This window comes from Paenibacillus glacialis, assembly GCF_001637205.1.
Taxonomy (GTDB): domain Bacteria; phylum Bacillota; class Bacilli; order Paenibacillales; family Paenibacillaceae; genus Paenibacillus_AQ; species Paenibacillus_AQ glacialis.
In genome coordinates, this window is record NZ_LVJH01000070.1 from 403,425 (window position 1) to 417,266 (window position 13,842).

9 protein-coding genes are annotated in these 13,842 nt (G+C 39.9%); 3 read left to right on the forward strand and 6 right to left on the reverse strand.

Annotated features, from left to right (window positions below; all coding sequences use genetic code 11):
- Positions 1-100 precede the first annotated feature (100 nt).
- The 3 genes from PGLA_RS24575 to PGLA_RS24585 form a co-directional block, all read right to left on the reverse strand.
- Positions 101-1,609 carry a thiol-activated cytolysin family protein gene (locus PGLA_RS24575; RefSeq protein ID WP_068537825.1) on the reverse strand — a complete coding sequence of 503 codons (1,509 nt, stop codon included), beginning with the start codon at positions 1,607-1,609 and terminating at the stop codon, positions 101-103.
- Between the two features lie 402 nt (positions 1,610-2,011).
- Positions 2,012-2,755, reverse strand: a complete 744-nt coding sequence (locus PGLA_RS24580) for an NAD-dependent protein deacylase (RefSeq protein ID WP_068537826.1) — start codon at positions 2,753-2,755, stop codon at positions 2,012-2,014.
- 61 nt (positions 2,756-2,816) lie between these two features.
- Complete coding sequence (locus PGLA_RS24585) at positions 2,817-3,581, reverse strand: HAD family hydrolase (protein ID WP_068537827.1); 765 nt, start codon at positions 3,579-3,581, stop codon at positions 2,817-2,819.
- Positions 3,582-3,829: 248 nt separating this feature from the next.
- Here PGLA_RS24585 and PGLA_RS24590 point away from each other — a divergent pair, with 248 nt between their 5' ends.
- Both PGLA_RS24590 and ilvD read left to right on the forward strand, forming a co-directional pair.
- Positions 3,830-4,864 carry an acyltransferase family protein gene (locus PGLA_RS24590; RefSeq protein WP_068537828.1) on the forward strand — a complete coding sequence of 345 codons (1,035 nt, stop codon included), beginning with the start codon at positions 3,830-3,832 and terminating at the stop codon, positions 4,862-4,864.
- Positions 4,865-5,076: 212 nt separating this feature from the next.
- Positions 5,077-6,762 carry a dihydroxy-acid dehydratase gene (ilvD, locus tag PGLA_RS24595; protein ID WP_068537829.1) on the forward strand — a complete coding sequence of 562 codons (1,686 nt, stop codon included), beginning with the start codon at positions 5,077-5,079 and terminating at the stop codon, positions 6,760-6,762.
- Between the two features lie 140 nt (positions 6,763-6,902).
- Here ilvD and PGLA_RS24600 read toward each other — a convergent pair whose 3' ends face one another.
- On the reverse strand, positions 6,903-8,258 hold the full coding sequence (locus PGLA_RS24600) for a polysaccharide deacetylase family protein (RefSeq protein WP_068537830.1): 1,356 nt from the start codon (positions 8,256-8,258) through the stop codon (positions 6,903-6,905).
- A 176-nt stretch (positions 8,259-8,434) separates the two neighbouring features.
- On the opposite strand from PGLA_RS24600, the gene PGLA_RS24605 reads away from it, so the two are divergent.
- A complete protein-coding gene (locus PGLA_RS24605) occupies positions 8,435-9,598 on the forward strand; it encodes an AI-2E family transporter (protein ID WP_068537831.1) in 1,164 nt (387 codons plus the stop codon).
- Here PGLA_RS24605 and PGLA_RS24610 read toward each other — a convergent pair.
- Together PGLA_RS24610 and PGLA_RS24615 are read right to left on the reverse strand one after the other, a co-directional pair.
- Entirely contained in the window at positions 9,541-11,346 is a 1,806-nt protein-coding gene (locus PGLA_RS24610; protein ID WP_068537832.1) for a peptidoglycan D,D-transpeptidase FtsI family protein, read from the reverse strand. The genes PGLA_RS24605 and PGLA_RS24610 overlap by 58 nt on opposite strands.
- A gap of 123 nt (positions 11,347-11,469) precedes the next feature.
- Positions 11,470-13,638 (reverse strand): methyl-accepting chemotaxis protein, encoded by a 2,169-nt coding sequence (locus tag PGLA_RS24615; protein ID WP_245700294.1) that lies wholly within the window; start codon positions 13,636-13,638, stop codon positions 11,470-11,472.
- Between the last annotated feature and the right edge of the window lie 204 nt (positions 13,639-13,842).

Below are 13,842 nucleotides of genomic sequence, written 5' to 3' on the forward strand. Positions count from 1 at the left end.
AAGATTTTATCTTTCTTTAGTAAAGAAGATCAACCCTAAAACTAAAGGGCCTGTCCCTCGACCATTTTCATGGCTTTTGAGACGGCCCTTTCATAAATGATCATTGACTAATCGTAGCTGACGGGTATAACGTCGTTCCTCCAATTGAAACTTTTATATTGCTGGATAATGGAACGTTCGTTTCATTTATAATTGTTCTCCACCAATCCCACGCAAGACCTGTACATTCTTTTGCATAAATTTTTATGTTCTTAGAATTCGGAGGAAGTGGAATCACTGTCGAGAAATGTGCTGTTTTATCTCGACCATTGCCTTCCCACGTTTTATGTGTAATGATTTCTTGTCCATTTGCATCAAATGTAAATTCATCCCAAGATACGTCAAACTGAGCTACGTATGCACCTCTGTGATCAAGCGTTATTTTACCTTTAGTATATTCTGTAGATTTAGTCTCTATATATTCCGTATTGTTGTGAACAGCAGCAATGGAATTATCTTTCATGAAGACACTAGTATATGAAATTGGGTACGCTGGATTTTTACTGCTAAATTGCGCATTGTCCTTAATTACATTTTGGATAACACTAAAGTCTTTCGTGACGATCTGGTTATGTGCTTGTGCATCGCCGCCTAATACAACAGCAGTAAATGAACTTTCATCATAAATATCTTTGTACTGTCCACTACCACTAGCTTGTATGTTAGGATTATTGAGCAATGCTTTAAATGCCGTTTGTACATCACTGCTCTTCGAGGTTGTCTCCAATTTCACGTAAATGGTTCTGCCATAAGCTACGTTGGATACCATCAGTGGCGGAGCCTCTTTACTTACCCCTTTACGGGCTAATTCAGCGAACGTCACACTGTTATCAAAAAGGTCCGATGGATTGTTAGGAAGAGCCGCACTTACGGTATAAAAGATTTGCTTATAAGCAGCGACCATCACTTTTTTCTCGCCGCTGGCTACCGCGTTAAAGTCGATTCCAAGCGTATTGTTAAGTACTTGAGCGTTCACATTAAGTGCACTAGCAATTTGATTTTTGCTATAAACCATCGATTCTGCATACTGTAATCTTGCAGGCAGGGTATGCGTGTCCGAATACTTCTCAACCCAAGTCGACACGAGCTGATCAACGGCACCAGAAACACTGCTGTAAGTTGGGTTTTGTACCATAATTGTGTTTTCACTCTTCAACCCAGGGAGATCAATGCTAATATCTAAAGGTTTTCTCGCTGCCATAACCAGACTAGGCTGATTATTCGCAAAATCCTCATTTGCAAGCTGTATTGCACCTGGATACGTGCGATTCGTGATCGAATCAATAATGGAAATATCTACGGGTGAGGTTGCGAGTGATCTTTTCTCCCGTTCAACCACAATAAATTTACCATTGGACTGGGTGCCTTCTTTGAGAACAAAACTACTGATTTGATCGCCATTTACAGCCAAAACTTCATTACGATTATAATTCAGGTTTGCGATCCCATCATCAATATCATTGGGCACGTTGGCTTCAGCGAATGAAATACTGGAATAAGTAAAGATGTTTAAACTAACTAGTAGACTTGCTAACAATTTCGCTCCTTTAAAATGTTTTAGTTTTTTCATATATATCTCCTCCTTTTTGTAAACTATAGGGACTTCCCTACTATATATATCGGTTTTTTTGTAGATAATTTGTTGTATTTGCAGAAAAAAAATATCCCGAGTGCTACACTAAACCCCACTCAATCTTCACAAAAGGTCAATTCCAATTTAGGAAGTAAAGAAAAAAAGGGGCTGTCCCTCAGCCGTTTTTCAGTGTTTTTGGCTTCACACCAAGTCTTCTCCTCAAGGCGTTCGCACTCTGCCGGAAGAGCGTCCTGAAGCATCCGCTGTACCGTTGTTTAGGACCCACAAATTCATAGGTCCAGACGAATTTGCCATATAATTATCAAGATATCAAATAGAACCTACAGTAAATATCATAATTCTTTTAGTCCATCTAAAGTAATAGAACGTTTACAAAAGCTATAGTTTTAGAATATTACTCACTTTTTTCATCACTTCTGCAATACGTTCTGATATAAGTAAGTCAGCTTGATCATCGTAAGGGGTAGGATCTGCATTAAGGAGTACAGATCGACTTCCTTGGAAATAGGAAACTAATTGCGCTGCAGGTTGCACAGTCAGAGAGGTTCCACCTATAATTAATAGATCAGCTGACGAAATAGCATCCATGGAGCCATATAGAATTTGAGTATCCAAAGATTCTTCATACAAAACAACATCAGGCTTGATCACGCCGCCACAGGAGGGACAACGCGGAACAATCTCAACACTATTAATAATAGTTTCCAATCCATAATAATGTGAACAGCCCATGCAATAGTTACGATGAATGGATCCATGTAGTTCAAGAACGATAGAACTTCCAGCTTTTTGATGAAGTCCATCAATGTTCTGCGTAATAATGTTCTTTAACTTCCCCTGTTTCTCGAGACTAGCCAATACAGTATGGCAGGCATTGGGCTTCGCGTTTTCATGAATCATCTTGCTGCGGTAGAAATCATAGAACACTTCAGGATGCTCAACAAAGAAATGATGGCTAAGTAATTCCTCTGGCGGATAGGGTGAGTGCTGCTCGCTTTGATACAACCCTGCCGCTGATCGGAAATCCGGAATCCCACTCTCTGTTGAAGTTCCTGCTCCTCCAAAAAACACAATTCTACCACTCTCTTGAATCCAAGAGGCCAACGTTTCTATTCTTTCCATACTCGTAGCACCCCCATATGACTCATATATTGGATTACATTTTTTATAACTAACAAATTCATTATTTCGTTCTTAACTCCCGATAATCCTTGATCATAACATATGCATCGAGCAAACCTTCCGTAGATTCACTTGAGGAAGATATGCCTATCGCTAACTTTACACCTGCTAGTTTCGCCATTTGCATATCTGCGTTAGTATCACCAATAACAACGATACTCTGAGGCTCAACACCAAGAGCAAGGGAGGCCTTTTCCACCATTTCTGGATGCGGTTTTCCTAGACTGACCTGATCACGTCCAATAATCACCTGGAAATATTGACTTATCCCTGCCCATTGTAATTGTTCAATAGTGGATGATGTTTCATCTGATGTCACAACGCCCAATGTAATGGATGCTGCTTGGCACTCCTGCAAGAAATGCAACAGCCCAGGCATAAGAACTACTGGCTTGTTCCTTCGTACATCTAACATAGCATCTTTGCAAATCTGAATGGCTTGAACAAGTGCCTCATTCCACGGTACCCCAGCCGCATATAGCTGCCAAGCTAAAATACCATGGGTTTCCTCTATTGTAGCCATCGCAAGTGGACCTTCTAGATCATAACCGCACACTTGACCTTGCTGATCATGTTGAGTGCCTAGGATTGTAGCTTTGGAGTCCGTAAAATCCTTTCCAATGAACGCTAGCCTTTCCTCCATACCCTTGAGTACAGAATCAGCCCAGTTTCCCCACAGCATTATAAATTGAAACAAAGTGCCATCTTTATCAAATAGAATCGCTTCGCAGGGTACATTATATTGACCTGCTTGTAGTGTAGCCAATGTAACGCCTCCCTTTAAAAACCCCGCATTTATTATATTCTTATTTTCGAACGTTGATAAAGAGTTGTCAATACTTGTAATCATTAATTTAGTTCGATACTTCGACACAATCCTAAGAAATGATAGCGTTTTCTAATGTGATATTAATCACAAAGTAACTCGAACAGAAATAGTATTTTTAGACTATAGATAAATATAAGAGCCATTAGCGAGTCACAATCCCTTGGATAGGGAGATGGAGGAGACATATGGATACACAGTCACTTAAACAAGGGGAGACTTATTTTCTTAATTTGCGATTTCTACTGATTGTTACAGTATTTGTTGGTAACGCCATTGAACCGCTAATTCAGCAAGTGAGTGGCCTCCATCAAATATTTTTATGGATACTCACTTTTCATATACCCTTATTCGTTCTTGTTACAGGTTACTTTGCCAAATCAGGATTAATGGGTGAAGCCGGTCGAAGAACGTTAACTCAAATCAGCTTACAATATATTATTTTTCAAAGTCTCTATTCCGTTCTAGATTATACGATATTTCAAGTTAAGGACATTCATCATTCCGTATTCGCACCTTATTTACTACTTTGGTTTCTAGCCAGTCATATCTGTTGGCGGTTACTAACGATCAGTATGAGAAAGCTATCTCCATTTCAGCAAATTGGTATCTCGCTTATTCTAGGCGTACTCGTAGGATACCTACAACTTGACGGCGTATGGCTTAGCATCAGTCGAACCTTCGTGTACCTTCCTTTTTTCATGATAGGATATCATTTCAACTTCTCAGCATTCCTTAATACGATCACCCGTTGGAAAAGAGCTGGGGCTACCCTCGTCTCTATTGGTATCTTCGTCATCCTTGGTTTATGGGGGATCAATTTGCCTGTTGGTTGGCTGTTTGGAAATATGACTTTTATGCAACTGGGCCATCATGAATGGTATGCTGGATTATTTCGTCTTGCTTTGTATATTCTTCAATTCATCTCTGCAGCAGCCTTTCTGGCTTTTGTTCCAATGATTGAGAGTATCATGACTGACCTAGGACGTCGTACACTGTATGTGTTTCTATTACATGGATTCATTATTAGAATAGCTAATACCGCAGGATTGTACCCACATATTCAAGGTACTACAGGAGCCATTCTTCTCATTCTTGGTGCTATAGCCCTTACCATTCTACTGGCGCAACCATTTGTTCGCCGTGTAGCACGTCCCTTGGTAGAACCATCTATCAACTGGGTCGTCTCCTTGGAGAATATAGCATTCCGTCGTTCTTTGTAATTTTCTTTACAACCCCACCTTATTATTACTATTGATCACCTAAAGACACCCCTCTATTAAAACAGAAGGCGGTGTCTTGTTTTTTACCTATGCTTGCTAGAAAAACCTCATCATTTGTGATAGACTCATTAAAAACTAGCTATATGTTAACTCTGTTGAATGACCGTGTTAAAGCGTTGCTACTATAAATTATTTGGGGGGAACTAGACATCATGAAACCAAAGAAAATGCGTTCAGACATGATTAAGAAGGGCTTTGACCGTGCTCCTCACCGCAGTTTATTGCGGGCAGCAGGCGTAAAGGAAGAAGATTTCGGCAAACCATTTATAGCGGTATGTAACTCTTATATTGACATCGTTCCAGGGCACATTCACCTTCAAGAATTCGGCAAGATTGTTAAAGAGGCTATTCGTGAAGCTGGCGGAGTTCCCTTTGAATTCAACACCATTGGTGTTGATGATGGTATCGCTATGGGACATATTGGTATGCGCTACTCATTACCAAGTCGTGAGATCATCGCGGATTCAGTAGAAACGGTTGTTGCAGCTCACTGGTTCGATGGTATGGTCTGTATCCCGAACTGTGACAAAATCACACCAGGTATGATGATGGGTGCGCTTCGCGTGAATATTCCAACGATATTCGTTAGTGGTGGACCTATGAAAGCTGGTAAAGACAGTAACGGTCGCTCGATCTCACTTACCTCTGTCTTTGAAGGCGTTGGAGCTCACCAAGTAGGTGCCTTATCTGACGAAGGTTTGCTAGAACTAGAACAATTCGGTTGTCCAACTTGTGGATCTTGCTCAGGTATGTTTACAGCTAACTCCATGAATTGTCTCGCTGAAGGACTTGGACTTGCGCTACCGGGTAATGGTACGATCCTTGCCGTAGCCGAAGAACGGAAAGATTTCGTTAGACAATCTGCTAAACAATTAATGGAGCTGATCAAGCTAGATATCAAACCTAGAGATATCGTTACCATTGATGCCCTTGATAATGCATTCGCACTAGATATGGCAATGGGTGGTTCTTCAAATACCGTATTACACACACTAGCACTAGCACACGAAGCTGGCCTTGATTACCCAATTGAACGTATTAATGAAGTAGCCAACCGCGTACCTCATTTAGCTAAACTTGCTCCTGCTTCAGACTGGCACATCGAAGACCTTCATAATGCAGGTGGCGTAAGTGCTATTATAAATGAACTTCTGAAGAAACCAGGTGCAATTAACGGAGACTGTATTACAGTATCTGCTAAGACACTACGTGAAAATGTTGAGGGCTGTGAAATCATAGATCAGAATGTTATCCATCCTCTAGACGATCCACATTCCGAGCGCGGTGGACTTGCTGTCCTATTCGGCAATATAGCTCCCGGGGGCTCTATCATTAAAGTAGGTGCCGTTGATCCTTCTGTAGGCGGCTATCACAAAGGACCAGCAATCTGCTTCGATTCCCAGGATGAAGCACTACACGGAATTACCAATGGTAAAGTAAAAGAAGGACATGTCGTTGTTATTCGCTATGAAGGACCTAAAGGTGGACCAGGAATGCCAGAAATGCTTGCTCCAACTTCCCAAATTGTCGGTATGGGTCTTGGTGCCAAAGTAGGCCTTATCACAGATGGTCGCTTCTCAGGTGCATCTCGCGGAATAAGTATCGGGCATATCTCTCCTGAAGCTGCTGAAGGTGGACCTATCGCTTTCGTTGAAGACGGTGATATCATTGAATTAGATCTTAACAATCGTACAATTCAACTTGAAATTGATGATGAAGAATTTGAACGTCGTCGTGCCAATTGGAAAGGTTTCGAACCAAAAGTGAAAACTGGATATCTTGCTCGTTACTCTAAACTCGTAAGCAATGCGAGTTCTGGCGCTGTAATGAAGATCTAATTGGTTTGATAATCTGTCATTTAGAAAAAGGGTGTTCCCCAGTCTGTAAAAACCTGGAGAACACCCTTTTTACTTATTAAGCACATCTCAGATGGCAGTTGATATTTCACATTCTAGACCTTCTGAATATCTTCATGTTGTTAAAGCTTTAAATTTCTATTTTCCACAGATACGATTTTCTGAATCTTTGTCGGATTCGAAAAGCGATGAGAACCACTTACCGCATGATGTTCGTATAGATATTCAAGCGGCATAATCATCATTTTAGGTACCAATTTACTAGGAGAATCCTTTAATCGTTCCTGACCTGTAGGATGAATAATGTTCAACAAAATTTTCAAATAAACTTTCGTCGATTTCGAAAACCACCCTTCAGGCAAATCTAGGATGCTAAATCCGAATTTTTTCGGTCCTCGATTGATCATACTTACACCATAGAGTGCTTTAACATGCTTAAATTCATCATTTTCTATTAACTGCTGAGCTAACATCGGTAGTTCTTTCTCCATCGAGCGAATCATTTGAATTGCTAAGTGTACGGTAGAACGTGACTTCACACCTAATTGAAATAACTTTTCATTGTCAACATGTAATTCAATTATCGAATCGCCATGTTCTAACAAGGAGCCATTATCCAAGGTGAGCGTTTTCCCTTTATAGGAACGTTGTCGATAATGAAGAAATGGATCTGCTGGATTGACTGTCTTGAGCTGGAATATGAAATGAAACACCACTTCCCACATTAACCAAAGCTTAACTACAGCTATCTTCCCAGGCGTCAGTTTAGTATTGCGAGCACTTACTTGTATCATCTCATCAACACGGATACTCTGTAAATTACGACGTTTCGCTTCCTGCAGAACTTGTTCAAGTGCAATTAGCATCTGCTTAGGTGCATCAGGATTTGCACCGACGGTTGACCCACAGTCATGTAGAAGCATGACTTCTCCAGGCTTAAGTTTATTCAACATTCGTTTTGCTAATTTGTCGGAGCCCATCTTCACGCGCCAATCACCGAACATCGCTGACCATAATACGATTTTAAATTGATTACGTTTGGCAAAATCGAACAGATTTACAATCCCCCACGGTGGGCGATAATAGGATGTTCTTTCGCCTGTTATGGCATATATAATTTCATCAGTTTTCTTGATCTGGCTACGCACTGTAGCAGGACGCATGATCCAATTTGACTTGTGTATGTAGTTATGAATCCCAATGAGATGTCCTTCATCGTACATACGTTTTATTAACTCTGGATGTTGTTCAGCATTTTTGCCTACCACAAAGAACGTTCCCTTAGCATTATATCGTTGGAGCATATCAAGTAATTTGGGCGTATAATGTGGATCGGGCCCATCATCAAAAGTAAGTGCAAACTCTCGTTCACTGTTTCCCTTTCGAAACACTCGAAATCCGAAAATTCGGGTGATCATGCCTGGAATAAATGCATAGAAGGAAGAAATATAAAACAACCAAAGCAGCAAAGTCTGCATACCATCCCCCCCACTTTTCTCTGATTGACTTTGTTATGCTTTAACGAGTGATCGAATCAAAAATCACCATCTATTATTTTATCATATCCTTGGAATAGATAGGCGATTTTTTTGATATCGTGTACAATGAAATATAGTATGATTTATCCTATTGATAAAGGAGATGTTTTTAGACTATGCTACCGCTTTATAAAAAGTATTGGCGAACATGTTTTGATATTGGATTGATTGCATTAACTGTGTTTTTAACTATGTTTATTTTTAGCAAACTATATCAGTTAGCAACCCCTGTCTTCTTATCCTTTATCATCTTCTTATTGATCGAACCACTTGCTAAGTTTCTACACAAAAGAGGATTAAATAAGGCACTCTCTTCTGCTATTTCAGTATTGTTATTTGTTCTTGTCATTCTAGGGATCATCTTGGGAGCAGGAATTATTGCCATTTCCCAAATCTCACAAATACAAGATAAATTACCCTACTACACTAAAGTAGTTCAATGGGAATTCACGCAGTCACTAAATTTCATACATAACAAGCTAAACCTTCTACCACCCAACCTCACGGAAAAGATGAATGAATATTTCACGCTTTTAACCGATTTCGCATCTGATCTCATGATCAATTTCTTCAAATATTTTGTTGGTGGCGTCACTTCCTTCTCATCTTTCCTTGGTAACTTTGCTATCGCCATTATTTTAGCTTTCTTCTTGAGCATTGAAATTGAATCATGGCGTCGCATTGCTAGCGACAAATCACCTAAGACGATTAAGAACGCCTTTGCATTCCTTAAAAATAACGTATTCAAATCCATTGGTTCCTACCTTAAGGCACAGATGATTATGGTCATCATTTCTTTCGTACTGTTATACATCGGTCTCTTAATATTAGGTACTGGAAATGAATTGACACTAGCTTTAATCTGCGCATTACTTGACATTTTACCGTTGGTCGGAGTGCCGGTCATCTTCATTCCATGGATTGTCTATCTACTGATTGTAGGAAATGTAGGTCTTGCTATCGGTCTAGGTGTCTTACTTATTATTATCCTCATCACGCGACAGTTGTTAGAACCCAAAATCGCAGGTAATTCTATCGGTGTAACATCTGCTTTCTTAATGCTCTCATTTATGATCATTTCATTATCTCTGTTTGGAGTTGCAGGGTTAATTCTTTCCCCTATACTACTCATTCTAATCAAAGAGCTACTTATGCAAGGATATCTTAAGCGTTGGATTAGGCTACCACGTGAAGAATTCGAAGTATCTCCCTTTGATATGGGTCACCAACCCGAATCAGAAGATGAATCCGTTGAAGAAGATAACAAACCCATAATCTGACCAAAAAGTGCTGTTGCTTTATTCTTTGTATCCGGAGATACATGTTGAAACAACACTGCAACAGCATATTTCGGTTGATTTACAGGACCATAACCAATGAACCATTGATTATTCTTAGGGTTTCCCTTCAATATAACTTGTGCTGTTCCAGATTTACCAGCTAACGGCCACTCAGAAGTGGACAAGGACTGTCCAGTTCCTTCTGTAACTACTTTTCTCATCCATAAGGTTAGAAGTCTTGCTGTCTCAGGTCGTATACTACGCTCAGTCTTTGGATAAGCATGAGAAGTCAGCTTCTTCATAACTTGTCCATTATGATAAGAGATACGTTCTAAGATTCGAGGTGCCTGGACTTGACCTTTATGGAGAAGGCTTACCACTAAGTTAGCCGCTTGTAATGGAGTCATTGTCACATCCCGTTGTCCTATACCAGACTGAGCTCTAACTCCACCATCAAGTAGATAAGAAGAAGGTGCAAAAACAACCCCAGATTCCTCATGATCGAAAGGCTTCATTTGAGAAAGTCCAAGAATATCGTGATCCTCCCAACCTACCCTTTTACCTAATCCCATTGCTTGAGCAGTATCTTGAATTTGTTCTGATGTAAGCCTTTCTGCTAACGAAGCAAACACGACATTACATGATTGAGCATATGCTTGTTCAAGTGTTAACGTTCCATGTCCTTCTTCTTTCCAACAAGATAGTCCATACTTTCCATAATGTCCGGTACAATGAAATTTCTCTTGGGTGGATGTCACGCCTGCCTCCAAGGCTGCGGCTGCTATGACTGTTTTAAAGATTGAACCCGGTGTTACTGCCTGCAATGCTTTGTTATTCCATTCACCTTGTTCTGGATGAATAGCCAGAGGATTGTAGAATGGTGCGGACACCATGGCTACGACATCTGCATTGGAAGTATCAAGTACAACCACCGCTCCTTGTTTCATACCTGATTGTTTTGTTAGTTTTTCTATTTGCTGCTGAAGGCTCTTATCTATTGTAGTTATAAAACGCAATGGGTAATACGGGTTGTCCGGCGCCTTTACTCTAATACCAGTACCCGAAATAGGCTTATTTTTTCCATCCACAGTATAATAAGCAAACGTTGGTCCTATTCCCTTCAGAAGCGCTTCTAATGTCCTTTCTAGACCTGCCCCACCCTGTTTCACTTGAATTCCACTGTTAGTATGATTAAGCTTCTCATTCGGCTGTGTCAAGAAGCCAAGCCATTGCTCCCCTGATAAATTGTTATTATATCTTTTATTGTATGGCAACACCTTTATTCCACTCACGTTCATTTTCGTAATGAGGTTAGCCTGAGATGTATTTAAAGACAGAGGATCTCCACCTTTACTACTACGCCAGATCAAAGGCTCCCGTAAATCACCCCATAATTTATAAAAAGAGACTGAGCTTACTCCTAAAATTTCTGAGATCTCCTCAACCTTTGAATCCATTGCGTGACTCTGAGGCATCCCTCTGTCCATCGGAAATAATACAACCACTGGAATCGTCTCATCTGTTAATGACAAGCCATGCCGGTCATAGAATCTCCCTCGTCCTGAATCTAGCGTGATTGATCGTTCTCGTTGGATAGTGGACATCTCTTGAAGCGTATATCTACTTTGAGGTAATAACGATATTCTCATTAGAAATTGGATGTATGCTAATCGAATTAATAGAATAACCATGATTCCAGTCAATATCACCATAAGATAAAAAATACGTTTTTTTTGCTTGAGTATCATAAGTATTCCTCTTCTGACTTTTTACCTAGTATGTCCTCTTTACCACTAATGCAGCCAAAAAAAAAAGAAGAGTTCTCGAATGCCAGTTATATGGCACTCGAGAACTCTTCATTAAATTAATAATCACACTGTGAATCGAGATAATGCATCTTTCAATTCAGTAGATACGTTCTCCAATTTATTGGATAATTGCACCAATTGATTCCCGATACTTTGTTGTTCATTACTGAGGGAAGCGACTTCTTCCGAAGTAGCAGAAGACTCTTCAGCTACTGCACTGACGTTAGACATGGCTTCTGACAAGATTGATTGTGACTGATTCAATCCTTCAATTGACGTTGTTACCGAATCTAAGCGCTGAATATATTCACCCATTTGCCCTTGAACAGATACGAAAATATCATTCGTTTCCTTCACAGCTGTCATTTGATGCTGGAAGAGTGGATAAGCTTCAGTAAGCGCACTTACAGTCTCATTCATTTCACTCATAATTCGTTCAGTGATTTGACCAACCATTTCAATGGACTTTCTGGATTGATCGGCCAATTGACGAATTTCATCTGCTATCACCATAAACCCTTTACCAGCCGCACCTGCACGAGCAGCTTCAATGGTTGCATTTAGTGATAAGATATTGGTCTGCTTCGTTATATTCTGCAATACTTCAAGGACTTTACCAACAGACATCGTTGTTTCTTTTAGACCATCCACCTTCAACATTAAGGAACGCGTCATGTCTTCTGTCTGATGGGTCTTATCCAGCAAATCACTCAATTTCTGTGTGCCTAGCTCACTGGAATTCTCAACATCTCGAGCTGCTTTTCCCATCTCAACATTCTCAGCTATGACCACTTGCATCTGCTGCGAAATATGATCTGTGAGTTCGTTCCCCCGTTCCGCTTCTGTCGCAAGACTACTCGCACCATTAGCGATTTCTTCCGTTGCAACAGCAATCTCACGAGCCGATATAGCCGTTTTATGCGATGCATCTGACAATTCACTAGCCGTGTCCAGAACTTCTTGTGCTGTATTATTGGTCTGGTTCACTAACAGTGTGATTTGTTCCATCATCGTATTAAAGCTACCCGAGAGTTGTCCAATCTCATCTCCAGATTGATGTTGAGATCTAACTTTCAGATTCCCCTTCGAACCTTCAATCATGAGATTCCTCAGGTTTATAAGTGGACGCGCAATCATGCGAACCATCAATATACCAATAAAAATCGCGATAACTGCAACGGCTATTGCAGACCCTATCGTAAAGCTAAGAATACCTTGAGCATTCTTCACCAATTCTGAGGTAGGGATCGTTGCTATCAGTTTCCAGCCCGCTGTTTTAAGTGTACTATATACAGCTAGAACAGCATTACCATTCTCATCGTTAGCGTGCAGATCACCCGAAACTTCTTTCTGATCGATCTTGAATGTGAACTTCGTCTTCACGCCTGCCTTCTCTTTCACGCTAGAAGCAACAATCTGGCCTTCGTTAGTATTTAACTCTAACTTACTACCGCTACCCAAATCAATGCTCTTCAACTGATCTCCCAGTATTTCTGGTTTTAATTCGATGATAATTACAAATGGTTTACTCTTACCATTCATGGTATTAAGCGCACGTGCCACTTTAAAGTTATCCTCGCCATTCTTTCCAGACTCTGTTGGGATCCACGTGGATCCTGTTTTACCCGTCAATGATTCAAACCAAGGCCCGGAACGAATTGTATCTAAATTCGTCATAATCGTTCCACTTGTCATTGGTAGTACTTCAAGTTCTGGTGGAATGATAATTATTCCTTTAATTTTGTCGTTTGCATTGATTTGAGCATTTAATTTATCACTAACTTTCTTATTCGTCATAAACTTTTCATACTCATCCTGCCCAGGTTTAGATAGGTCTCTCATAATAACCTGCATCTCAGAATCAAAAAATATTTGAAGCGCTATATCTTCATATTGTCCCAGAATAATATCTAGTTTCTCGGACGTTTGAATGATCGTCTGTTTGTTAGCATTCACTGCCGTATCCTCAATCGTACTTTTAGCCTTTATATAAGACATAACTCCAACGAGCAACACAAACGCCACAATGGCTGTAAAAAAGATTAAAAATAACTTAACTCCAACAGATTTCGAAGGGTTTAACCTAGTCCAAGCTAACCCATTAATCTCTTTTTTGGAATTTGATGATTTATTCGGTTTTTTACCTCTATCCTTAAAAAAACTTCCAATCTTATTCAATCCCTTTGACATTTGTTGGTCTTGGTTCTTGTTGCTATTTCGGTCTTTTCCCATAAACATTCACCCGCCAGTATGTAGTATGTATGACATATCTTAAAAACAAAAAAATGATTATGTTATGTTAAATGTTAATATTCGACAATATCACTTAAAAATCCTTTATATATTAACAAATAAATTTAAGCTAATTTTACAAAAAAAATAGAGTCTCCGCCACAAGGACAAAGACTCTACTAAAATGAAACTTTAGAAAAACAA

Coding starts and splice junctions, on each gene's coding strand:
- PGLA_RS24610 (WP_068537832.1), bottom strand. CDS start 11,346: ATGATACTCAAGCAAAAAAAACGTATTTTTTATCTTATGGTGATATTG.
- PGLA_RS24590 (WP_068537828.1), top strand. CDS start 3,830: ATGGATACACAGTCACTTAAACAAGGGGAGACTTATTTTCTTAATTTG.
- PGLA_RS24580 (WP_068537826.1), bottom strand. CDS start 2,755: ATGGAAAGAATAGAAACGTTGGCCTCTTGGATTCAAGAGAGTGGTAGA.
- PGLA_RS24605 (WP_068537831.1), top strand. CDS start 8,435: ATGCTACCGCTTTATAAAAAGTATTGGCGAACATGTTTTGATATTGGA.
- PGLA_RS24575 (WP_068537825.1), bottom strand. CDS start 1,609: ATGAAAAAACTAAAACATTTTAAAGGAGCGAAATTGTTAGCAAGTCTA.
- PGLA_RS24600 (WP_068537830.1), bottom strand. CDS start 8,258: ATGCAGACTTTGCTGCTTTGGTTGTTTTATATTTCTTCCTTCTATGCA.
- ilvD (WP_068537829.1), top strand. CDS start 5,077: ATGAAACCAAAGAAAATGCGTTCAGACATGATTAAGAAGGGCTTTGAC.
- PGLA_RS24615 (WP_245700294.1), bottom strand. CDS start 13,638: ATGGGAAAAGACCGAAATAGCAACAAGAACCAAGACCAACAAATGTCA.